Raw genomic sequence first — 22,597 nt, forward strand, 5'->3', positions numbered from 1 at the left:
GATGACCATACGAAGTACGGGCAATCAGATTACACCCTGATTAAACTTCATTTACGCTTGTGTTACATTGCTGTAACAAAACAATTATTCCAATAATCGGTAAAACGGGCGTATCTGATTGATATAAAAAAAGTTCCCGGGCCTGTAGCGGGTCCGGGAATTTTACTCCTGCGCTGTTAAAAAATGATTGCGCCAGGCTATTCCTTGGCCAGCGAGAATAGAAACTCGAGGCCGCCCCCTGCCCGGTTTCTGACCGAGATTTCGCCTTTGTGCAGGTGAACGGCATTTTTTACAATCGATAATCCCAGCCCGGTACCGCCGCTGTCGCGGGTACGGCCTTCATCGATACGGTAGAAGCGTTCGAAGATGCGGGGCAGATGCTCTTCAGGAATGCCTTTCCCGCTATCGGAATAACTGAAATAGTAAAACTTTTCGTCTTCGAGGTATTGACGGATATAAACGGAAACGTTCTCGCCGGCATAGTTGATGGTATTCTCCACAAAGTTTTGGAAAATAGACGACAGGAGGCTGTCGTTCCCGTAAACACTCACCTTTTCGTCGATGGAAAGCTGAACGAGAATATGCTTCCCGTTTAAGCGTGATTCGAGATTTTCAATCACATCTTTCACCAACGGGCGCAGTTTATGGCGTTTAAACTCGAACAGGTCGCCGGCGTCTTCAATGTTATTTAAAAGCGAGATATCATTAAGCAGGTCATTTAGCCGTTCACTTTGCAGAAATGCCCGTTCAATGAAATAATTCAGTTTCTCAGCGGGCAGGTTCTTGTTATTCAGAATGGTTTCGAGGTAACCTTTTATCGAAGAAAGCGGTGTTTTCAATTCGTGCGCGATGTTCGAAGTCAGCTGCTGTTTCAGCAGGCGCCGCTTTTCGGGGCGGGTCACATCTTCAATCAGCACTTCAAAACTTTTATCGGCAAAAACAATTCCCTGCACCTTAAAATACATTTCATTCTTATCGATGATGATTTGCACATGCGGCAGGTTTTTCTGGCTGATGATCACATCCGGCTTCAGGTATTTGTCAATTTTCGCGATGAGGGGTTTAAACTCCTCTATTTCAAACAAGGCATCGGCCGAAATGGTCGAATGCTCCGAAATCAGGTTAATGTATTGAATGAAATGGCTGTTGGCCAGGATTTTTTCTTTTTTGGCCGAGAAAAAGGCAATGCCTTCATTCAGGGCATACAGGTGGTTCAGCAAACGTTCTTTCTCTGCCGTCAGATCGTCTTTGGCATGTTTCAGCCGGTCGTAAATATGAACAATCTGGCGGCGGATATCGCCAAACTCCGAATCGGGAAAACTGAGGTTGGGATCGATATCTTCTTCTTTGCCTGCCCTGACAGCAAAATCGCGAAGTTTGGTGATAAATTCTCCCAGCCGGCGCGTCACCAGGTGCAGCATGAGCCACATGATCAGGAACAGAGCGATCATGAAAAAGATAAAGAGCCGTTCGGTTTTCAGAAAATTCCTGATTTCAATATCATAAACCACGGCGCAGCGAACGAAATAATCATCAAAATAACGGGCATAATAATAAAAGTCCTGCCCGGTAGAGGCTGAATGGCGAATGTTGCCGCCTTTGCCCGAATAAAAAGCTTTTTGGATTTCAGGACGAAACAGGTGATTTTCCAGTTCGGCAAGATCGGCTACAAAGTTGTCGTATACCACCAGTCCCTTTTTATCAATCACGGTGATCCGGGTATTCGCCTCCGGGATCAGGTAACGGATCGAGTCTACCTGCTGAAAATTGCCCGTTTTTCCCAGCTGATGGTGATCAATAAACCGGTGGGTGATTTCAATGATATTTTCCAGTGTGTTTTCCAGCTGGACCGTGCGGTATCTTTTTTCACGGTTGTACTGAAAGATCAGGATCAGGATGGTGAAAAAGGTAAAGGCGGTGAAGAAGTAAATAAAAATTCGCTGCTGGTAGGTTTTTCGCTTTAACACGGGATTGATTTTTTAGGTGTTTACTACTCTATTTTTCAAAACAATAGCCGTAACCCGACCTGCCGATGACAGCGCTGCCGTAATCGCCTATTTTCTTTCGCAGGCGGGCAATGTTTACATCCACATTCCGCTCGGTCACAATCACATCGTTGCTCCATACGCGGTCGAGAATCTCCTGGCGACTAATAAACCGTCCCTGGTTTTTCATTAACAAAACGAGAATCTCATATTCTTTCCGGGTCAGGTTTACCGGTGCATCATCAATGGTCACCAGTTTCCGGCTATGATCAATTTTGAGCCCGTTGCTTTGGATAATCGCAGAAGGCTTTGAAACCGGCATTCCCCGTTTGAGCACGGCGCGGATCCGTACAGTTACTTCTTTAATGGAAAATGGCTTGACGATGTAATCGTCGCCTCCGACATTAAAGCCGGTAAGCAGGTCGTTCTCCGAATCTTTGGCCGTCAGAAAGATAATCGGGACATCCAGCTCCCGTTCTTTGCGAACAATATCGGCCATTTTGTAGCCCGACATCCCGCCCATCATCACATCCAGCAAAATGAGGTGATAACTCTCCAGCGGTTTGGTAAGCGCCTCTTCGGCCGAGCCGGCCACATCAATTTCAAAACCTTCGCTGGCCAGGTTAAACTGCAGGATTTCGCGTAGGTCCTGTTCGTCGTCAACGACTAATATCCGTGGTATAAAGTCCATCTTACTCTTCGAGTTTATGGTGTCTGATATCTTTTCCGTCGATTGAATAAATTGCCGCCTCGGCGATGTTCGTGGCATAATCGCCAATTCGCTCCAGGTTCGACATCATTTCTTTGATCGTGATAATGCTGGTCAGCAAATGTTTGTTCTTTTCGGCCGAATCGCCTTTATTAACCAGTTTTTTCAGCATTTTGTTATTGATCTCGTCCATAATCGTATCGTTCTTAATGGTCCAGATCGCCAGTTCCCGATCGTCGTTGGTGAATGACAGCACCGCTTTCCTGACCATTTTGGCGCTGAGCATGGCTGTATTGGTCAACACTTCATGAAAACTGTAATAAATCTCGGGCGTTTTAATTTTCTGAAGAAACTCGGTAATATTGATCACCAGGTCGCCAATCCGCTCCAGGTTAAGCAAAATACGGTAGCAGGCAAAGATACGTCTCAAATCGGAAGCGACCGGCTTATGCAAAACAATGACATTCACAATTTTATCGCTCAGTTTCACCTCCATCCGGTCAATCTCTTTTTCATTCTTTTTAATGAAGGACAACACCTCATCGGGGATCGTCAGCTCGCGTGAAGTAACGAAGTGTTCCATGTAATCCACCTGTTCGAACACCGTGTTGGTCAGTTTTTCGAATTCATCCAGGATTTCCTGTATCGCGTCGTCTTTTTTTATGCTCATAATCCGTTCTTTTTAATTTAAAGCCATCAGGTACACCTTAACCAAACTTACCGGTAAGATATTGTTCGGTCCTGGGATCTTTGGGGTTGGTGAACATGTTTTTTGTTTTACCGTATTCAACCAACTCTCCAAGATACATAAATAATGAGTAATCTGAAATCCTGGCCGCCTGTGACATGTTGTGTGTCACCAGGATGATGGTATAATGCTCCTTCAGGGTGACCAGCAAGTCTTCAATCTTCGAAGTGGCGATGGGGTCGAGGGCCGAGGTCGGCTCGTCCATCAGGATGATTTCGGGGCCAAAAGCCAGCGCCCGCGCAATGCAAAGCCGTTGCTGCTGCCCGCCCGAGAGAAAGGTTCCCTTTTTGTGAAGCGAATCTTTCACCTCGTCCCACAGGGCCACATCGGTTAACGAGCGTTCGACCACCTGGTCTTTCTCGCTCTTTTTCAAGCTGATCCCGTTCAGCTTATACCCGGCAATCACATTGTCGTAGATGCTCATGGTCGGAAAGGGGTTGGGCCGTTGAAAAACCATGCCCATTTGCCTCCTCAGCTTGATGGCAGGCATATCGTAAATATTCCGGTCGTGCATCAATACCTGTCCGGTTGTGCTAATATTCTCGTACAATTCGTGCATGCGGTTCAGGGCGCGGAGCAGGGTGCTTTTACCGCAACCCGAGGGCCCCATAATAGCCGTGACCGTATTTTTCCGGATATCCACCGTGACGTTTTTCACCGCCACATTTTTGTCGTAGGCAACCGAAAGGTTTCTTACGGACAAGGCCGGGTTTTTAACTTCTGCTATGGTACTTATCGTGTTCATGTTTATCTTCGTTTGGCTGCAAACTGTTTGGCAATGATATTCAGCGTCAGAACGATGCCCATCAGTAACAGAGAGGAACTCCAGATCAGGTCAATCATATTTGGGTCGTTGTAAAACTCCCAGATCAACAAGGGGACAGCGCTGGTTGGTTTGCTGATATCCAGGTTGATTGTTGTACTGCCCAGGGCGGTGAGCATCAGGGGGGCCGTTTCGCCCATGATCCTTGAGATGCCAAGCAGAATTCCGGTAAGCAGGCCGCTCAGTCCGGTTGGGATTAACACCCTCAAAATCACTTTATAGTACGGCGTTCCCAGTGCCAGGGCCGCTTCTTTCAGGGTATCCGGGATCATCTTCAGGGTTTCTTCGGTCGAACGGACGATCATGGGCAACATCATGATGGCCAGGGAAACACTGCCGGCCAAAGCCGAAAAGCCCATTGTAATATGCTTCACCACCCAGAGATAAGAAATCAATCCCAGCACGATGGAGGGAACACCCTGGAGAATATCGGCGATGTTCCGGGTCAGGTTGGCCATCAGTTTGCCCTGGTTTTCGTACAAATAAATTCCGGTTAACACACCTACCGGAATAGCAATCAACGAGGCCAGCACAATCATGATCAGCGTTCCGGTAATCCCGTTGGCAATTCCGCCGGGAATTCTTTCGCCATTGGCAACAGCGGTCATGGCGGCGAAGGTATCCGGCGTGTTTTCAATCAGAAAATTCAGGCTGATTTGCCGGTAACCCTTCATGATCAGTTTGGAAATGATCAGGACAATCGGCGAAATTGTTATGATTGAAAAGAGAATGACCATCGCCAAAACGAGCCTGTCTTTCTGCATCCTGTAGGACGAACGGTCTGTATTCATGATTCTAAGTCAATTTTTTAATGATCAGTTTACCCACTGCATTCACCACGCCGGTAATCAAAAAGAGCAGCAGACCAATGGCAATCAGCGAACTGAGTTTTAGCCCGTCGGCCTCGCCAAACTGGTTGGCAATCACGCTGGCCATCGTATTGCCGGTGGTAAAAAAACCATCGGGCACTTTGTTGGTGTTCCCGATCAGCATGGTCACGGCCATCGTTTCGCCCAGAGCCCGCCCGAAAGCCAGGATATAACCGGCAATAATACCCGAGCGGGCGTTGGGGATCGTCACGGTCTGAATCACCTCCAGCCGCGTGGCCCCGAGCGAGTAGGCCGCTTCTTTCAAGTCGTTGGGCACCATTGCGATAATCTCGTTACTGAGCGAAGTGGCATAAGGGATAATCATCACCGCCAAAATCAGGCTGGCCGTAAAAATCCCGAAACCCTGACTGTCGAAGCCCATGCTCACGAGCAGCGGGCGGAGCACATAAAAACCCCACAACCCGTAAACAATCGAAGGAATACCCGCCAGCAGATCGACCAACAGGCTAAGTACGCGGGCCACCCGCGTTCCTCTGAAATATTCCCCTAAAAACAGGGAGGTGGAAAACGAAAGCGGCAGGCAGATCAACAGGGCGGCCAGGGAGGTCATCAGGGTTCCGGCAATAAACGGTAAGGCGCCGTACGACTCTCTCCCGCTGGTCGGGTCCCAGTCGCCCGAAACCATAAATTTCAGGCCAAATGTTTTAAAGGCGGGGATTGAACCTCCCGCGAGCGAATACACCATGCCGGCAGCCAGCAGCACGATCAATACGGAAACGGACAGTAAAACGGCTTTGGTGATTTTATCGCTGTTCATGAATTGGGTGTAAGTGTTTTATCGTTTGCTTTGCTCGCCGGGCACTTCGGGTTTTCCGGCGAATCATTCATGCCATCAGCTTATGGTTGGATGAGCGGTTTCCCGTTGTAAGTGATCGTCCGCAGAATGGCTTTGGCTTTTGCCACCGCGGCCTCGGGCAGGGGCGCGTAATGGACTTTTTCGGCTTCGGCTTGCGCTTTTTCGCTCACCACCCAATCCAGTAATTTCACGGTTTCGCGGGCCTGGGCTTCAGTCCGCTTGCCATAAGCCTGTTCTTTGTAGAGAATAAGCCAGGTAAAACCGCTGATCGGATACGAATCCGGATCGGCTGAATTGGTCAGCATAATGCGGGTATCGTCGGGAATTTCAGCTTTCGCGGCGGCGCTGATACTGGTAATGGTGGGCAAAACATAAGCCCCGCTGCTATTTTCCACTTTTGCCGTCTGTATTTTTTGTGCAAAAGCAAATTCAGAACCGATATATCCGATCGCTCCATGGGTCTGGCTGATTGTGCCTGCCACGCCCGGGTTTCCTTTAGCGCCCATGCCAACCGGCCAGTTCAAGGCCTTGCCTGAGCCCACCTGATCGGCCCACTTTTGAGATATTTTACTCATGAAGTCGCTGAAAATCTGGGTAGTACCGCTTCCGTCGGAACGTACAACAACCAGAATATTCATATCCGGCAAACTGACTCCCGGATTGTTTTCCCGGATCAGCAGATCGTTCCATTTGGTAATTTCACCCATGAAAATCTTCTCCAGTAAGTTGTTCGACAATTTCAACCCGTCGATGCCGGGCAGGTTGTAGGCCATCACTACGGCCCCCAGGCAGGTGGGAATATGAACAACTTCACCCGGCATTTCGGCCAGGTCGCTGTCTTCCAGGTAGCCGTCGGTAGCGCCAAAATCAACCACCTTGTCTTTTAAACTGCGGATACCGCCGCCCGAGCCAACCCCGCCGTAGGTAACCGGTATGTTGGTTTCGGTTGTGTAATTTTTGAAAATCAGGTTATAATAAGGTAAGGGGAACGTGGCTCCGGCAGCAGTAATACTCACTTTACCGGAACTTCCGTCCTGGTCGGCTTTTTTGGATGAATTCCGGCAGGCGCTGAATATAACGACAGCCAAAACAAGGGATAAAATGATTCTCATGACGATTTATTTTTTTTGATTAAAATTTAAACTCACAATTTAATATGAAGGTAGACGTGAAATGCTGGCTGTCGGCAGCCGGGCTCCATCCCTGAAAGTTGGGCGCTATTTTCACCCCTTTCACAGGTGCATATTCAACACCGGCAATAAACAGCTCGCCGTTTTTGGAAAGGTTCCATTTTTCAGTTTCACCGGTCAGGGTATTGGAACTCAGTTTATCGTAACGACCAAAAAATTTCACATTCCCCGAAGCCTTCACCGTACCGTAAAAAGAGGTTCCATACAGATCCTGATCCTCGTTAAAACTGTGGTTATGCTGTTTGTTGTATTCGGCCCCAACCGAGAACTGATCGTTCGTATAGCCGATAAAGGTTGCCACGGTGGATTGAGTGTGTGTTTTCGAACTAAAATCGTATAAAGCGCGGGCTGTCAGGTTTTTTACCGGAAGAACCGTGATCCCGATTCCTGTCCGGAACGCGCTGTCGGCCTGCATTTTTTTATACCCTTCGCCATTGGTGATAATGAAATCGGCGGAAATAAAGTCGTTAAACGCGTACGCAACACTGGCACCCATATCAGCAGTTTCATACATCTTGTAAGCGTCCTGAAATGACCGGTACAAATAGCGGTAGCCCCAGTAATCTTCCACCAGTTTTAATTGCGTGGTGGGGATCATCCCAAAATTCACGGTCAATTTTTCCAATTGGTAGCTTACATAGGCATTTTTAACATAGGCCGTTAATTCAAACTTGCCGACACCCGGGTCGCCGATATCCAGGTTGGCTTTCATCGACAGGTTTTTGCTGAAAGCATACTCATAACCCAGGTAAACCCTGCGTATTTCGAAAGCCGAAGCCGATTCGCCGTCTGAAACGGTGGTGTGGTAATTACTGAAAATTCTCATAAATGGTTTTCCAGCCGGTTTAAACTCGTCGGTTGTCTGGGCCCTGCCCAAAACGGCCGCGCATAACACGGCCCATATCAATACACTAATGCGTTTCATATACTTAAGATGGTAAATACGTTCATTTCATGTGACTGAAATTCCCTGCAAATGAATACTGAAATCGTTACAACGCCATTAATAAAAGATTACAATTCGATTAAATTGTTGATTATTCATTAAAACTACTCCAGTCAAATCAGGTTTTTCAACTCTATTTCAATACATTACAAATATTTCAAAATGATTACATGCTGTTTTTTCAAATATTCTCTATCTTTCGGGATCAATGAATTCTATGCTCGTTTCGTAGAAAATATACAACAACAACTCAAAGCTAACAAATCATGATTAAGAAAAACTTGACATTTTCGGGATTACTCGTGATCATCCTGTTTGTAATGACCGGGGTTTTAAAAGCCGAAGTGAAATTACCGGCCATTTTTGGCGACCACATGGTGTTGCAACAGCAAAGCGATGCCGCCCTTTGGGGAAAAGCCGATCCGGGCAAAACGGTAAAAGTGCAGACTTCGTGGGATAAAAAAACCTATTCCGCCCAGGCTGATTCGCAGGGAAACTGGAAAGTAAAGGTAAAAACCCCTGCTGCCGGAGGTCCGTTCACAATCAACATCTCCGACGGGCAATCGCTGACCTTGAAAGATGTTTTAATCGGCGAAGTCTGGGTTTGCTCGGGACAATCGAACATGCAGATGCAAATGAAAGGTTACCGGAACCAGCCGGTCCTGGGAGCCAACGAAGCCATTGCCACTTCAGCCAATCCGTCCATCAGGTTATTTACCGTCGAACGGGTTAAAAACCTTGAACGTCAAACTGATTTTACGGGCGAATGGTTGACCTGCGAACCCGGAAATGTGGCCGAATTTAGCGCTACCGCTTATTTTTTCGGGAAAATGGTGCAGGAAGCGCTGGGCGTACCGGTAGGCCTCATCTGTTCGAGCTGGGGAGGCACCCGCATTGAACCCTGGATGAGCGAAAACGGCTTTGGTAACTATGATTGGGTGAGCCTGCCCGACAAACAACAGCAGGGCGACTTTTCGCAGCAAACGCCTACCGTGTTGTTTAATGCCATGATTGCTCCGATGGTTGGCTACGGCATTCGCGGCGGATTGTGGTACCAGGGCGAGTCGAACCGGAACGAACCGGCACAATACGAGAAACTGATGGCCGGCTTGGTGGAGAACTGGCGCGCAGAATGGGGAATCGGCGAATTCCCGTTTTATTATGTGCAAATTGCCCCCTTCGACTACGGGAAAACCGGATTGAACTCGGCCTACCTGCGCGAAGCCCAGCTGAAAGCCTCAACAGCCATTCCCAACATGGGTATGGCCAGTTTGATGGACTGCGGCGAAAAAGACAACATCCATCCTGCCGACAAAAAAGCCGCCGGGCAACGACTGGCTTACCTCGCGCTGGCTAACACCTACGGCAAAAAAGGCATCGAATATTCAGGACCGGTACTTAACGGGATGACGATTGACGGCAGCCTGGTGAAACTAACTTTCGACCACGCCCGTAACGGGCTGACCACATTCGGCAAAGAATTGGTCAACTTTGAAGTAGCCGGAGAAAACAAGCAATTTTTTCCGGCCCGTGCCTTTATTACCGGCGAAGGAATCACCCTGATCTCGGAGCGGGTGCAGAAACCGGTTGCCGTGCGCTACGCGTTTAAAGATTTTGTGGTGGGCGAGTTGTTTAATACCGAAGGACTTCCCGCCTCGTCGTTCCGTACGGATGATTGGAATTAAGAAGAAATTTTAACAGAAATAATAAGAAACCTGCTTTCCAGGTTAAGGTGAAAGCAGGTTTCTTAAGTACTTTTGGAGATCGGCTAACTTCTGGTTGGGCTGAGCTCTTGGAAGTAGTTTATTGATCATAGAAATAAATTAATGAGCTGTGTAATAATGGAAGATACTCTGCAAAATACAAAATCCTGGGTGAGAATGATTATTGTATTCATTCTTTTCATGACCTCTTCTGTAATAATTTTTGGCCAAGATACACTGACCTTTTATTATCAGTCCAATGGGAAAAAAACGGAAAAAATTACAAAGGCCAAATATTCAAGACAATTAATTACGTATAAAGAAAAAATTCTAATGACGAAAACACTTCTTGAAAACGGTCAGACAGTGCAGGAAACAGAATTAGAATCATGGGAACCATATATTGAGAATGGATTGTCAATATATTATGACTCATCTCCGGATTCATACAAGTCAAAAGGATTTTATAAAAATGGGAACCTGGATAGCTTATGGATTTACCAAAATGCTAATAATTCTTATGACACAGTGAATTATTCTGGCATTGAGTTACATAGAAAATATCAGGTAAAAGACAAAGAAACTTTTTTTATTGTTGAAAATATGCCACTCATCGGGTGTTATGAGGATTTAAAGAAAAAACGGGAATCAATTGATATTTTGACAGAACAACTTCGGGAGAAAGAAGAGCCTGTTGGTAACAATAACGAGAAATACATGGATTTGAATAGGCAGGTCTTAGATATAAATCGTATCGCATTTGATCGGTTCAAAAGAGACAATTTAAAATACCCGGTAAGAGCTGAGGAGAATGGGGTAAAAGGTATTGTTTATGCAGAATTTGTTGTCGATGAGCATGGTACTGCTGTTGAACCCAGAATTTTAAAAAGTGTTGACAACGATTTAGACACAGAAACCATCAGGTTGATTAATGCATTACCAATCTGCCATCCAGGTACACAACGAGGAAAGCCTGTAAGGGTGATTATGACAGTAGGCGTAAAGTTTGAATGACGAAAACTATAGCTCAATCCGATAGTTGAAGAGTAGCAGAAAAAACAGATTCGATTCCAGCAATTTTGTCCTTAAATGATATCGCTCTCAACTCCATCACATTCACAATCAGCGATTTTAAACAAATTTAGATATTAATTACTGAAATAAAAAACCGCCTTGGCGTACCAAAGCGGTTCAGATATGTTGGGTAAGTTACCGATCTGCAAGTGCAGTACGGCAACTTACAGAAGCGCGCCAACAGGAGTTGGCACGACTGTTTTTATTTTCTAATTAGTTTTTCAAAACATACGCTGTTTTCCACACCTGCATACTGTCCATAGTTTGGAATTACCTGATAACCACTCTTTTTGTAAAGAGCAATTGCTTCCGGTTGCTTTTTCCCGGTTTCGAGGACACACCGGCTAAACGATAATTCATTGGCCCAGTCTTCCAGTTCTGTTAATACGTGTACAGCGATTCCTTTCCGCCTGCCTTTGGGGTCGGTAAACATGCGTTTGACCTCCATGGTTTGATGATCGAATTCTTTTATCGCCCCACAGCCTAAAGGGATCCCATTTTCATAAGCAACAACGACATACCTCAGCCGTTCAATTTTATTAAACTGAGCATAAAATGAATGATCAGATCCATCTATTTTCGCCAGTTCCTCGTCAAGCGACTGCACAAGTTTGATAAAATCGCTGTTGACAGAGTCCGTCCGTTGTACTTCGATCATTTCAATTTTTCTATTTTATTTCCGACCCGTTTTTTACCTTGCCCGCCGGCGAAACAAATTTCAGCGATCCATCGGCATCTTCAGCCATCAGAATCATTCCTTGCGACATGATTCCGCGTAATTCGCGCGGTTCGAGATTCACCAAAATAGAAACCTGTTGCCCGATGATGTCTTCGGGCTGGTAATATTCGGCAATTCCCGACACCACGGTGCGTTTATCCATACCGGTATCAATTTTCAGCTTCAGCAGCTTTTTGGTTTTTGGTACGGCTTCGGCTTCCAGGATCGTTCCGGTGCGGATGTCCATTTTCATGAAATCGTCGAACGAGCAGTTTTCTTTGGCCGGTTTGGCTGTAACCTGGGCGGCTTCATTTGCTTTTTTCGTGTTCTGCAGCTTTTGGATTTGCCTTTCAATCATCGCGTCTTCAATCTTTTCGAACAGCAATTCCGGCTGCTTGGTCAGGTGTCCGGCAGCCAGCAGGTCGGTGCGGCCCAGGTTGCTCCAGTCCAGCTTTTCGAGGTTAAGAAAACCACGCAGCTTCTCCATGCTGAAGGGCAAAAAAGGTTCGAGCATAATGGTCAGGTTGGCGGTAATCTGAAGAGCAACATTCATCACCGTTTTTACCCGCGCAGGATCTGTTTTTACCACCTTCCAAGGCTCTTCGTCGGCCAGGTATTTGTTGCCCAGGCGGGCCAGGTCCATAGCCAGTTTCAGGGCTTCTCGGAAACGGTAGCTGTCCAGGCTTTTTTCGACCTCAGCTTTCAACTTGCCGATCTCTGCCAGTCTTTGTTTATCGGTTTCATTCAGTTCTCCTAAAGCCGGCACTTCACCGTCATAATAATTCCGGGTCAGCACCAGGGCGCGGTTTACAAAGTTACCCAAAATGGCTACCAGTTCATTGTTATTCCGGGTCTGGAAGTCCTTCCAGGTGAAATCGTTGTCTTTGGTTTCAGGAGCATTGGCCGTCAGGGTATATTTCAGCACATCTTCCTTACCGGGAAATTCGTCCAGGTATTCGTGTAACCAGACCGCCCAGTTGCGCGAAGTGGATATTTTGTCGCCTTCGAGGTTGAGGAACTCATTGGCCGGGACATTCTCAGGCAGGATATAACTTCCTTCAGCCTTTAGCATGGCCGGGAAAATGATACAATGAAAAACGATGTTGTCTTTACCAATAAAATGCACCATTTTACAGGCAGGGTCTTTCCAGTATTTTTCCCAGTCGGGAGTCAGTTCTTTCGTGGCCGAGATGTAACCGATAGGCGCATCGAACCAAACGTACAACACTTTGCCGTCGGCGCCGTCAACCGGCACGGGCACACCCCAGTCGAGGTCGCGGGTAACCGCGCGTGGTTGCAGGCCGCTGTCGATCCAGCTTTTACATTGCCCGTACACATTGGTTTTCCATTCTTTGTGCCCTTCCAGTATCCATTCCCGCAACCAGGGTTCGTATTCGTCGAGCGGCAGATACCAGTGTTTGGTTTCTTTCAGCACGGGCGTGTTGCCACTAATCATCGACTTCGGGCTGATCAGGTCGGTCGGGCTAAGCGAGGTGCCGCAACTTTCACACTGGTCGCCGTAAGCTTTTTCAAAGCCGCATTTGGGGCAGGTTCCTACAATGTAGCGGTCGGCCAGAAATTGTTTATTCTCTTCATCGTAATACTGTTCCGATGTCTGCTCAACAAACTTTCCGTCGTCGTATAATTTTTTGAAGAACTCCGAAGCCGTTTCGTGGTGTACCCTGCCGCTGGTACGCGAATACACGTCGAACGAGATGCCGAATCGGGCAAACGAATCTTTGATGATGCGATGATACTTGTCAACCACATCCTGCGGGCTTATCCCTTCGTTTTTGGCTTTCAGCGTGATGGGAACGCCATGCTCGTCCGATCCGCCAATGAACAGCACCTCTTCATGCTTCAAACGAAGGTAACGGGCGTAAATATCGGCCGGTACGTAAACTCCGGCCAGATGCCCAATGTGAACCGGCCCGTTGGCATACGGAAGCGCGGAAGTGATTAACGTACGTTTATACTGGCTCATTTTATACAGATTTTCAGTGATTTCAGTATTTGATTTTTTGTGGGCAACAAAGATAGTTGTTTTTTTATGCTTTCCCTATTTCAGAAATCGCGATAGCTGCAAAAAATCGACCGCTTGTTTTCTTGATAATTGAATGATTCTGCCTTAACTTGATTCTTTTTTAAATCACTCATCATCAAAAATTCAAATTATGAGTTTAATGAAAGAATTTAAGGCTTTTGCGATGCGCGGAAACGTGGTCGACATGGCCGTTGGTATCATTATTGGCGGCGCTTTCGGAAAGATTGTCGCCTCCTTTGTAAACGACGTGCTGATGCCTCCGATTGGTTTACTGCTTGGAGGCGTTGATTTCAAAGATCTGAAAATCGTACTCCGCGATGATGTGCTGAATGAAGCCGGCGAACTTGTGACCAAGGGAGCAACCCTGCTTTACGGCAACTTCATTCAAACGACCATCGACTTTCTGATCATCGCCTTTGCCATTTTCATGATGATTAAGGCGATGAACCGCCTGAAGAAAAAAGAAGAAGAAAAACCGGCTCCCGCACCTGAACCTCCTGCGCCCACCAAAGACCAGGAACTGCTGGCCGAAATCCGCGACTTGCTGAAAAAGTAGCGGCCAATCATGCAACAGCAAAAGCATTCCTGATAACCGGAATGCTTTTGCTCTGCCATCGTCATCTCAAAACGGGAAATCCCCGAAGCATTACAGAAAATACAACCACCGTTTAAGCCCATCTCCCCGAGCCCGTTCCGGCTCATGTTTCTTTTTCGTTAAGAAACAGTTAAAATTAAGTCTCACTTAATTTATTAATCATTGCTTAATTATATTTGCGCTGTTCGCAATCAGGCATCTGTTGCAACATCAGTTCATCGTAAGTGTTTTCAGGGATAGAATGAGAAATAAATTTTAAAATCAGATAGATGGAAAATTTGGTTGTTACTTGTGTGCAAAAAGGGATTAACCTTCCGGTGGAACTTGAAGATATCCTGAAAAACTGCAAAAGCATGACCCTTTTTAACAGCACCGATGAGCTGGCAGTAGCCGCTACCGGTGGTGTGGCGAATCATGAATTTGTTGTGTCGTACGAAACAGAAGGAATGGGTGTGATCTCCGAAGCGGTTGTACACCGGGTGAGAAATGGCATTTCGGCCAATTACACCGATCCGTACATGCGGCGGCGCGACCCCGACACGATGGCTATTGCCGATGATCAGCCATCGGATAAAGAACGCTTTGCCGACAAATACAACTATGCTTTTGACGATTTACGCAGCTCTACCTTCGACTGGCTAAAAAAGCAGGACCTGGCCATGTTCTTTTTCTTTGCCGGACGTGATGGTATCGGCGCCGGAGGCGTGGCTGTTGCGCCGGCCAATGCTGCCTTCTTTGCGATGGGCCTGTCCATGCTGCAGCAAATCATCCCGATTGACGAGCTTCCGGATGGCTTCGAAGTCAAATCGGTCATATATGTTGCCCCGCCATTCCGGCATACCCATTTTAACGGCAAACAAGTGGTAGTGCATAACCGGCTGGAGCAGGTACACGAGATGTTTTCGTACAACCTCTACCCCGGTCCAAGCGCAAAAAAAGGACTATACGGCGTCTTACTGAGCCAGGGCGAAAAAGAAAACTGGGTAACAACGCATTGCAGCACCGTGCAGGTAGTGAGCCCTTACGACAACATCACCACTTTCATGCACGAAGGCGCCAGCGGCGGCGGAAAAAGCGAAATGCTCCAACACATTGTGCGCGAACAAAACGGGCAAATCCTGATCGGTGAAAACACAAAAACCGGGGAAAGAAGGCTGATCAACATTCCCTTGTTCTGCACATTTAACCCGGTAACCGACGACATGGCCCTGTGTCACCCGTCCATTCAAAAGAAAAACGGCCGGCTGAGGGTTCTCGATGCCGAAAATGCCTGGTTTATCCGTGTTGATTCCATCAATCAGTACGGTGACGACCCGTTCCTGGAAAAAATTACCCTCAACCCGCCCAAACCGCTTTTGTTCCTGAACATCAATACCACCCCGGGATCAACCGCGCTGGTCTGGGACCATATTGAAGATACCCCCGGGAAAAAATGCCCGAACCCCCGGGTCATTTTGCCGCGCGACATTGTTCCGGGAGTGATGAATAAACCGGTTTCGGTTGATGTCCGCAGTTTTGGGGTACGTACCCCGCCCTGCTCGGCCGAAGCGCCGTCATACGGCATCCTGGGCTTGTTTCACCTGCTGCCTCCGGCGCTGGCCTGGCTGTGGCGGCTGGTTTCGCCCCGCGGGCACGCCAATCCCAGTATCGTAAGCAGCGGCGGTATGGAAAGCGAAGGTGTCGGTTCCTACTGGCCGTTTGCCACCGGACAGATGGTTCATCATGCCAACATGTTACTCGATCAGATTGCAAACACTCCCCGGGTTCGTTACACGTTGACCCCCAACCAGTACGTGGGCGTCTGGAAAGTAGGATTCAAACCCCAGCTGCTCATGCGCGAATACCTGACGCGCCGGGGAGACGCCCAGTTGCGGCCCGATCAGTATCAACCTGCAAGATCGTCACTGCTGGGCTACGAGTTGAATTACCTGACGATTGAAGGCGCAAAAATTCCTTCGCGTTTTTTACAGGTTTACCGTCAACCCGAGGTGGGCGAAGAAGGCTACGATGCAGGACACCGCATCCTCATGGAGTTTTTCAGGAATGAACTGAAAAAATACGACAACCCGGCCTTGTCGCCTTTGGGAAAACGGATCATCGATGCCTGCCTGAACGATGCAAGCGTGGAAGACTATGTTTCGCTGCTGGACAGATAAGAACCGATGAAACGAACGGTATTGATATGGCCCGTATCCGTCATGATATTATTGGGGGGTATTTATGCCTGGAGTATGTTTGTACCTCCGTTACAACACAGGTACGGGCTCACGGCTGCTCAAACACAATGGGTCTTTGGGACGGTTATTGCCTCGTTCACAACAGCGATGGTCGGGGCCGACAAATTACTCAAACGAATTGGGTTCAGGGGAATGATCCTCGCGGCGGGGATGCTGTTTGCCGCAGGATATACGCTGGCGTCGCACCCGTCCGGCCGTTTTGAAACGATCTTCGTAGGCATTGGCCTGTTAAGCGGTATTGGCACCGGCCTGGGTTATATGAGTTCCCTTTCGGTTCCGGTTAGCTGGTTCCCGCTCCGAAAAGGCCTGATTACCGGCATGGTGTCCGGCGGGTTTGCTGCCGGCTCCATCCTGCTCACGTTCTGGACCGGCTGGCTGCTGGAGAAAGGAACCGATGTCTTAATCGTTTTCCGCTGTATCGGCCTGACATACGGCCCGCTGATGATTATAATTGCCTTATTGCTTCCACCGGCAGCGCCGGTTGCCACAGCACCGGCCAGCCGCCAGGAATTCCGGGCCGGACGTTTGTTCCTGTTGTTTTTATCGATGTTTCTGGGAACTTTTGCCGGATTAATGGTCATCGGTAACCTGAAATTAATCGGAGAAGGCGCTTATGCCAACCGGCAGTTGTCGTTTGCCATTGTGTTGTTTTCGCTGGCAAACTTCAGCGGACGCCTTGCCTGGGGCTGGGTCAGCGACCGGTTTTCAACCTTTACCTTGTTGTCAGTCGCTTTGATAGCGCAGGGATTGTCCACCTTCCTCCTGGGACACTTCCGTTTTCCTGTCGCCATGTTTTACCTGCTGGTGATGATCACCGGATTGGGCTTCGGCGCCAACTTTGTACTTTTTGCCCGCGAAACGGCGCACGAATTTGGAATTCACAGACTGGGGCAAATCTATCCCTTCATTTTTCTGGGTTATGGTTTGGCAGGAATTTTTGGTCCGGTTACCGGCGGCGAGTTGTTCGACCGCTTTCAGAACTTTAGTCTATCAAGTTCCATTTCATTGGGTGCCAGCATATTGTCCCTGGGCACATTCGGACTGCAACTCGTATTGGTGAGGAACAAAAAAGAATTAACTGTTGCCGAAACTGCGCCGGCATACACGACTCCGGAATTCAGTAATAAAACCTTAAAACAAGAGTTATGAAACGCTTAGGCGAACGAATAAAAAAGAAGCGCGAAATGCTTCACCTTCAGCTGAATGATCTGGCGAAACGGGTAGGAATCAGCGCCAGCGCGTTGTCGCAGATCGAAAAAGCCAAAGCTTTTCCCACGATCGTGACACTGAAAAACATTGCCGACAGCCTGCACACGACAGTGGGCGATTTGATTGGCGAAAATGAAATGCTTTCACAGAACCCGCTGATCACTTCCGACGAGAAGAAGTTTGTCAAGAAAAATGCCTCCGGGAGCGAACTTTTCCTGCTTTCTCACCACGACCCGCTTAAGCAGATGGAAACCTACCTGATCCGGTTTAAACCGGCATCCGGTATTTCGGAGCTCTTTTCCTCCAGCGCCGGACAGGTATTTTGCCACGTGTTGAAAGGCGTTTTTGCTTTTCAGTTGGACGATGAGGCTTACACGCTGAACCCCGGCGATAGCTTCTACTTCAACACCGTATTGGAACACCGGGTAAAATTAGTCGGCGACGAACAGGGCGAATTGCTGTGGGTGGTTACCCCCCCCAATGCCTGAAGCCGTTTTCAGCAAAGCGTCTTTTACCGCCGGAAAATCCTTCGTATCTTGCTTTTCCTAAACAAGCAAGTGATGACAGGATTTAACAATGGTGTTTTTCAGGACCTTTCGGAGATCAGCATTCCCGTGACCAGCCTTTCTGTTAACCGCGGATACGGAGCATTTGAATTTTTTGAAGTCATTCGCCGTAAACCGTTTTACGGTGATCGCCATTTTGCCCGTTTTGCAAATACCCTGTCCATTCTGAAGTTAACAACCGAATTTCAGGGACGCTTGCCGGAGCTGACCGATACGTTAATCGGCTATCACCAGGCAGATCATTTTTACATCAAGTTGTTTGCCCTGCCGCACACGCCGTCTGCCAACGGTTTTTACCAGGCTGCTTTATATATTTTCCCCACTCAGATGCCGCTTTACGATGCCACCTTATATGAAGAAGGAGCTCGCCTGGTTACGAAAAATTTTCAGCGCTTTTTACCCGAAGCCAAGTCGACCAATTACCTTGCCGGGCAGTACTGGATGGACGAACTGACCGATAGCCGAGTGGTGGATGTCCTTTACCACAACGGGAAATCCGTTCAGGAAAGCTCGCGCGGAAATCTGTTTGCCGTAAAAGGAGGAAACGTAATCACTCCCGGCAAAAACATCCTGAAAGGCGTTACGCGTAGTTTGGCGCTTGAAATTCTGGAAGCACAACAAATCCCGCATACCGAATCGGAACTCAGCCTGGATGCGCTGTTTTCGGCCGATGAAGTATTCCTGTCGAGCACCACCAAACACATTTTGCCGATCACGCGGATTGACGGCTCGGTTATTGGCAACGGAAAGCCCGGCGTGATCAGCCAAAAGGTTATGACTGAATTTCAACGATTAAAGGAACAATTTACCTAAAACACAGGGAATAAAAAACCCGGCATTTCGGCCGGGTCTGATTTATTTGTGTTGCAGCGATTATAAGCCAAACCGTTGTTTAATCAGCTCGGTATAATCCAGTTTCTCCCAGGTGAAAAGTTCTACTTCTTTTTCAACTTTTCCCCAATAAGGAGATTCAAATAGTTTCACCACTGTTTGGGGTGTACGCCCCATGTGCCCGTAAGCCGCCGTTTCTCGGTAAATCGGGTTCCTCAGTTTTAAGCGCGCTTCAATCGCCGCCGGACGTAAGTCGAACAATTCTTTCACCTGCTGTGCGATGGCGCCATCGTCCAGCGTTACTTTCGCGGTGCCGTAAGTATTTACAAAGATACCCACCGGATGCGCCACACCAATGGCATAAGCCAGTTGAACCAAAACTTCGTCGGCCACACCCGCAGCTACCAGGTTTTTGGCAATATGACGGGCGGCATAGGCTGCCGAGCGGTCTACTTTCGACGGATCTTTCCCAGAGAAGGCGCCACCACCGTGCGCGCCTTTGCCGCCGTAAGTATCCACGATAATTTTCCGTCCGGTGAGCCCGGTATCGCCATGAGGCCCGCCAATAACAAATTTACCGGTTGGGTTCACATGGTAAGTTATATCCTGACCAAACAAGGCTTTCACCCGTTCAGGTAGTTGGGCAATGACACGGGGCATCAGGATTTGAATAACATCGGCCTTAATTTTTGCCAACATGGGCTCATCGGCGTCAAACTCATCGTGCTGGGTCGAAACCACGATGGTATCTACCCGCTTGGGCGAGTTATCGTCGTTATATTCAATGGTAACCTGCGATTTGGAGTCGGGTCGCAGGTAAGTCATCTCGTTTCCCTCGCGCCGTATCCGGGCCAGTTCCATCAGGATCCGGTGTGAAAGTTCGAGCGGAAGCGGCATATAATCGTCGGTTTCCCGGCAGGCGTAACCGAACATCATGCCCTGATCGCCGGCGCCCTGTTCCATTTTATCCGCCTTGTCAACTCCCCGGTTAATGTCGGGGCTTTGTTCGTGAATAGCGGTCAATACCCCGCACGAATCGCCGTCGAAACGGTAAGCAGCCTTGGTATAGCCAATCTCGTTAATCACCTTACGGGCAGTTTCCTGCACATCAACGTAAGTTTTCGATTTCACTTCGCCGGCCAACACCACCTGTCCGGTAGTCACCAGCGTTTCAATAGCTACTTTCGATTCGGGGTCAAAGGCCAGAAATTCATCCAGCAACGCATCTGAAATCTGATCCGAAACCTTATCCGGATGTCCTTCAGAAACTGATTCACTTGTAAATAAATAGCTCATACTTCAATTTGTAAAATTAAACACCCACCGCAATCAATCTTGTTGATTATCAGCAAATAAAAGTATGTGGAGGAGATTGAATTGAATTGAAAAATCAAAGCGATTGCTTTAGCATTTTTTTTACGTGGTTGCAATCAATCTCAAATCTGTCCACAAATTACGATGCAAAAATAACATCTTTTTCGAGGATTCAAAACAGTAACAATCAGAACATTTGAAAAGAAATTCCAATTTTATTTCCAAAATAAAAACATTGTGATAAATTAGCAAGACATTTATCATCGGTTTTTTTATTTATAACGATTCAACCAAGCTAACAAATTATCAACTAATTAAACCAACAACAGCTATGAAAAAGATCATCCTGTTTGCCTTCATGGGCCTGATCAGTACAAACCTGTTTTCGCAGATGGAAAAAGGAAGCTTCACCTTCCTTTTGGATGGGCATTATATGAAAACCAGTTCTTCAACCGGCGTAAGCACCAACTACAGCGCGACCGATGGCAATTATACCAGCTTTGCCCCTTCGGTAGCCTATGGCCTGACCAACCACCTGACTGTTGGTATTGGCGCAGATTATGAACGCGACAAGGAAGAACGGTACAACCATCTTTATTTCAACCATTTTGCTCAAGCCGAAATGATGAATATAAAATCAAAGGCCCTTCTTCCGTCGCTTTACCTGGGTTACCACCATCCGATTGCCAACAGGCTGTTCATTGGTTCAACCATGAAATTCAGTTACGGGAAAATCAAATCGTCCTACCAAACGACCTATGCCGGTATGGAAGAATTAACTATCATTGATGAGTTGCAAGAAGGGTCAGTTAACTACTCCAGATCCATTGGATCGGAAGCAGAAACGGATTATTTCCGCGTTAAGCTGTACCCGGAACTGACCTATTTTTTAGGCCAGCGGTTTGGCCTTTCATTGGGGCTGGGCGGGATGGAATATTCTCTGTACGACTGGGAACAAGATACTTCTGACTGGCAGGTTAATTTTGACCCCACGTACTGGAGGCTGGGCTTTAAGTTGAACCTGTAAAAACCTGTTCCCGGGGCAAGCATTAAAATCATTCACCCTGCATCCCGAGAATATTCGCCGTGAATCAGACCGTTTTTTGGGTCAGCTCCCGGAAAATACGTTCAAGGCTCGCCTGTTTTTCGTTTAAGCCAAGAAGGATTAACCCGTGATCCACTGCAAAACGAAAAACGGCGGGTCGCAGGTCGTTGCCATCGATGGCCGTAAGCAGGAAAGACCTTTCGTCAAGCTGATCGATGGATTTTAACGAAAGCTGCCGGCTGATGATTGACGAGCTGACCGGAGTACTAAATTCGACAAACACCTGCTGAGCCGACAGCAACGTCCCGGTTTTTACCTCATCAACAGGCCCGTCGGCGATCAGCCTACCCTGATTGATAATGATGACCCGGGTACAAATGGCTTCCACCTCCTGCATGATGTGCGTGGAGAAAAGCACTGTTTTCTCGCGGCTGATTTCACGGATGAGCGAGCGGATCTCTTCGAGTTGGTTCGGATCGAGGCCGGTTGTCGGTTCATCCAGGATCAGGACCGACGGATCGTGAATTAAGGCCTGGGCCAGTCCTACCCGCTGCCTGTAACCTTTCGAAAGCGCTTTGATCTTTTTATGACCTTCGGGGCCAAGGCCGGTTTTCTGCATCACCTCCTCCACTTTCTTCCGTTTCTCCGGAAGGTGGTAAAATCCCGCGATAAGCGTCAGGTATTCCCGGATATACAAATCGGTATAAAGCGGGTTGTGCTCGGGAAGATAACCAAGCTCCATCCTGACCCGGTGATTTTCCGGAGTGACCTGCTGCCCGTTTATAAAAACGGAACCATGATCGGGGGCCAGGTATCCTGTGATAATTTTCATCAGGGTCGATTTTCCGGCGCCATTCGGCCCAAGGAAACCAACCAACTCGCCGCTCCTGAGCTCAACGCTAAGCTTGTCGAGCGCTTTTTGCTTTCCGTAAAATTTCGAAATATCTTGAATCTGAACAGACATGTTTCATATTTGATGTTCAAAAATAAAGAAAACGGGCATACCACAAGGGATTTCATGCCGTAAAATTATTTCTTCAGGTAAGCCCGAAGTGCAAGTTGCATTTATTTTGCACAGTGCCAAATAAAGACCAGCCAGGTTGCATCCGGTCTGATTTATTTTGGTATTTTCAGCGCGCTGAAAAAAACATGACGATCCTCATTTTATCTGTCT

At 47.7% G+C, this 22,597-nt stretch carries 20 protein-coding genes; 8 read left to right on the top strand and 12 right to left on the bottom strand.

Translation table 11 applies throughout. From position 1 onward, the window contains the following. Positions 1 to 197: 197 nt before the first annotated feature. The 8 genes from ACOIT5_RS06045 to ACOIT5_RS06080 all read right to left on the bottom strand — a co-directional run bounded on the left by ACOIT5_RS06045 (position 198) and on the right by ACOIT5_RS06080 (position 8,066). On the bottom strand, positions 198 to 1,967 hold the full coding sequence (locus ACOIT5_RS06045; protein ID WP_423129572.1) for a sensor histidine kinase: 1,770 nt from the start codon (positions 1,965 to 1,967) through the stop codon (positions 198 to 200). A gap of 28 nt (positions 1,968 to 1,995) precedes the next feature. Continuing rightward, the gene (locus ACOIT5_RS06050) at positions 1,996 to 2,676 is read right to left on the bottom strand and encodes a response regulator transcription factor (RefSeq protein WP_423129573.1); all 681 of its coding nucleotides are present in this window, start codon (positions 2,674 to 2,676) and stop codon (positions 1,996 to 1,998) included. A 1-nt stretch (position 2,677) separates the two neighbouring features. Next, the gene (locus ACOIT5_RS06055; RefSeq protein WP_423129574.1) at positions 2,678 to 3,364 is read right to left on the bottom strand and encodes a phosphate signaling complex PhoU family protein; all 687 of its coding nucleotides are present in this window, start codon (positions 3,362 to 3,364) and stop codon (positions 2,678 to 2,680) included. Positions 3,365 to 3,401: 37 nt separating this feature from the next. Then, positions 3,402 to 4,187 carry a phosphate ABC transporter ATP-binding protein PstB gene (gene pstB / locus ACOIT5_RS06060; protein WP_423129575.1) on the bottom strand — a complete coding sequence of 262 codons (786 nt, stop codon included), beginning with the start codon at positions 4,185 to 4,187 and terminating at the stop codon, positions 3,402 to 3,404. Between the two features lie 2 nt (positions 4,188 to 4,189). After that, on the bottom strand, positions 4,190 to 5,056 hold the full coding sequence (pstA, locus tag ACOIT5_RS06065; protein WP_423129576.1) for a phosphate ABC transporter permease PstA: 867 nt from the start codon (positions 5,054 to 5,056) through the stop codon (positions 4,190 to 4,192). A gap of 4 nt (positions 5,057 to 5,060) precedes the next feature. Continuing rightward, positions 5,061 to 5,912 carry a phosphate ABC transporter permease subunit PstC gene (gene pstC, locus ACOIT5_RS06070; RefSeq protein ID WP_423129577.1) on the bottom strand — a complete coding sequence of 284 codons (852 nt, stop codon included), beginning with the start codon at positions 5,910 to 5,912 and terminating at the stop codon, positions 5,061 to 5,063. An 80-nt stretch (positions 5,913 to 5,992) separates the two neighbouring features. Beyond that, on the bottom strand, positions 5,993 to 7,063 hold the full coding sequence (pstS, locus tag ACOIT5_RS06075) for a phosphate ABC transporter substrate-binding protein PstS (RefSeq protein ID WP_423129578.1): 1,071 nt from the start codon (positions 7,061 to 7,063) through the stop codon (positions 5,993 to 5,995). A gap of 19 nt (positions 7,064 to 7,082) precedes the next feature. Further along, entirely contained in the window at positions 7,083 to 8,066 is a 984-nt protein-coding gene (locus ACOIT5_RS06080) for a porin (RefSeq protein ID WP_423129579.1), read from the bottom strand. 287 nt (positions 8,067 to 8,353) lie between these two features. Here ACOIT5_RS06080 and ACOIT5_RS06085 point away from each other — a divergent pair, with 287 nt between their 5' ends. Further along, positions 8,354 to 9,772 carry a sialate O-acetylesterase gene (locus tag ACOIT5_RS06085; RefSeq protein ID WP_423129580.1) on the top strand — a complete coding sequence of 473 codons (1,419 nt, stop codon included), beginning with the start codon at positions 8,354 to 8,356 and terminating at the stop codon, positions 9,770 to 9,772. 195 nt (positions 9,773 to 9,967) lie between these two features. Further along, complete coding sequence (locus tag ACOIT5_RS06090; protein ID WP_423129581.1) at positions 9,968 to 10,804, top strand: energy transducer TonB; 837 nt, start codon at positions 9,968 to 9,970, stop codon at positions 10,802 to 10,804. A gap of 262 nt (positions 10,805 to 11,066) precedes the next feature. On the opposite strand, the gene ACOIT5_RS06095 is transcribed toward ACOIT5_RS06090, so the two are convergent. Both ACOIT5_RS06095 and metG read right to left on the bottom strand, forming a co-directional pair. Further along, the gene (locus tag ACOIT5_RS06095; protein WP_423129582.1) at positions 11,067 to 11,522 is read right to left on the bottom strand and encodes a GNAT family N-acetyltransferase; all 456 of its coding nucleotides are present in this window, start codon (positions 11,520 to 11,522) and stop codon (positions 11,067 to 11,069) included. Between the two features lie 10 nt (positions 11,523 to 11,532). Then, positions 11,533 to 13,566, bottom strand: coding sequence for a methionine--tRNA ligase (gene metG / locus ACOIT5_RS06100; RefSeq protein ID WP_423129583.1), 2,034 nt, complete (start codon positions 13,564 to 13,566; stop codon positions 11,533 to 11,535). A gap of 190 nt (positions 13,567 to 13,756) precedes the next feature. On the opposite strand from metG, the gene mscL reads away from it, so the two are divergent. The 5 genes from mscL to ACOIT5_RS06125 all read left to right on the top strand — a co-directional run bounded on the left by mscL (position 13,757) and on the right by ACOIT5_RS06125 (position 19,046). Beyond that, positions 13,757 to 14,182 (top strand): large-conductance mechanosensitive channel protein MscL, encoded by a 426-nt coding sequence (mscL, locus tag ACOIT5_RS06105; protein ID WP_423129584.1) that lies wholly within the window; start codon positions 13,757 to 13,759, stop codon positions 14,180 to 14,182. 308 nt (positions 14,183 to 14,490) lie between these two features. Next, positions 14,491 to 16,377 (top strand): DUF4914 family protein, encoded by a 1,887-nt coding sequence (locus ACOIT5_RS06110; protein ID WP_423129585.1) that lies wholly within the window; start codon positions 14,491 to 14,493, stop codon positions 16,375 to 16,377. Between the two features lie 6 nt (positions 16,378 to 16,383). Beyond that, positions 16,384 to 17,607 (top strand): MFS transporter, encoded by a 1,224-nt coding sequence (locus ACOIT5_RS06115; RefSeq protein WP_423129586.1) that lies wholly within the window; start codon positions 16,384 to 16,386, stop codon positions 17,605 to 17,607. Continuing rightward, complete coding sequence (locus ACOIT5_RS06120; protein ID WP_423129587.1) at positions 17,604 to 18,155, top strand: helix-turn-helix domain-containing protein; 552 nt, start codon at positions 17,604 to 17,606, stop codon at positions 18,153 to 18,155. Before ACOIT5_RS06115 ends, ACOIT5_RS06120 begins: the two co-directional genes overlap by 4 nt. 72 nt (positions 18,156 to 18,227) lie before the next feature. Next, positions 18,228 to 19,046 (top strand): aminotransferase class IV, encoded by an 819-nt coding sequence (locus ACOIT5_RS06125; RefSeq protein WP_423129588.1) that lies wholly within the window; start codon positions 18,228 to 18,230, stop codon positions 19,044 to 19,046. Between the two features lie 60 nt (positions 19,047 to 19,106). On the opposite strand, the gene metK is transcribed toward ACOIT5_RS06125, so the two are convergent. Continuing rightward, the gene (metK, locus tag ACOIT5_RS06130) at positions 19,107 to 20,360 is read right to left on the bottom strand and encodes a methionine adenosyltransferase (protein WP_423129589.1); all 1,254 of its coding nucleotides are present in this window, start codon (positions 20,358 to 20,360) and stop codon (positions 19,107 to 19,109) included. 349 nt (positions 20,361 to 20,709) lie between these two features. Here metK and ACOIT5_RS06135 point away from each other — a divergent pair, with 349 nt between their 5' ends. Further along, positions 20,710 to 21,405: a hypothetical protein gene (locus ACOIT5_RS06135; protein ID WP_423129590.1), complete on the top strand. Its 696-nt coding sequence runs from the start codon at positions 20,710 to 20,712 to the stop codon at positions 21,403 to 21,405. Between the two features lie 64 nt (positions 21,406 to 21,469). On the opposite strand, the gene gldA is transcribed toward ACOIT5_RS06135, so the two are convergent. Next, positions 21,470 to 22,387 (bottom strand): gliding motility-associated ABC transporter ATP-binding subunit GldA, encoded by a 918-nt coding sequence (gldA, locus tag ACOIT5_RS06140; protein WP_423129591.1) that lies wholly within the window; start codon positions 22,385 to 22,387, stop codon positions 21,470 to 21,472. Between the last annotated feature and the right edge of the window lie 210 nt (positions 22,388 to 22,597).

Origin of the sequence: Gaoshiqia hydrogeniformans, from assembly GCF_049347105.1 — a bacterium.
Taxonomy (GTDB): Bacteria; Bacteroidota; Bacteroidia; order Bacteroidales; family Prolixibacteraceae; genus Gaoshiqia; species Gaoshiqia hydrogeniformans.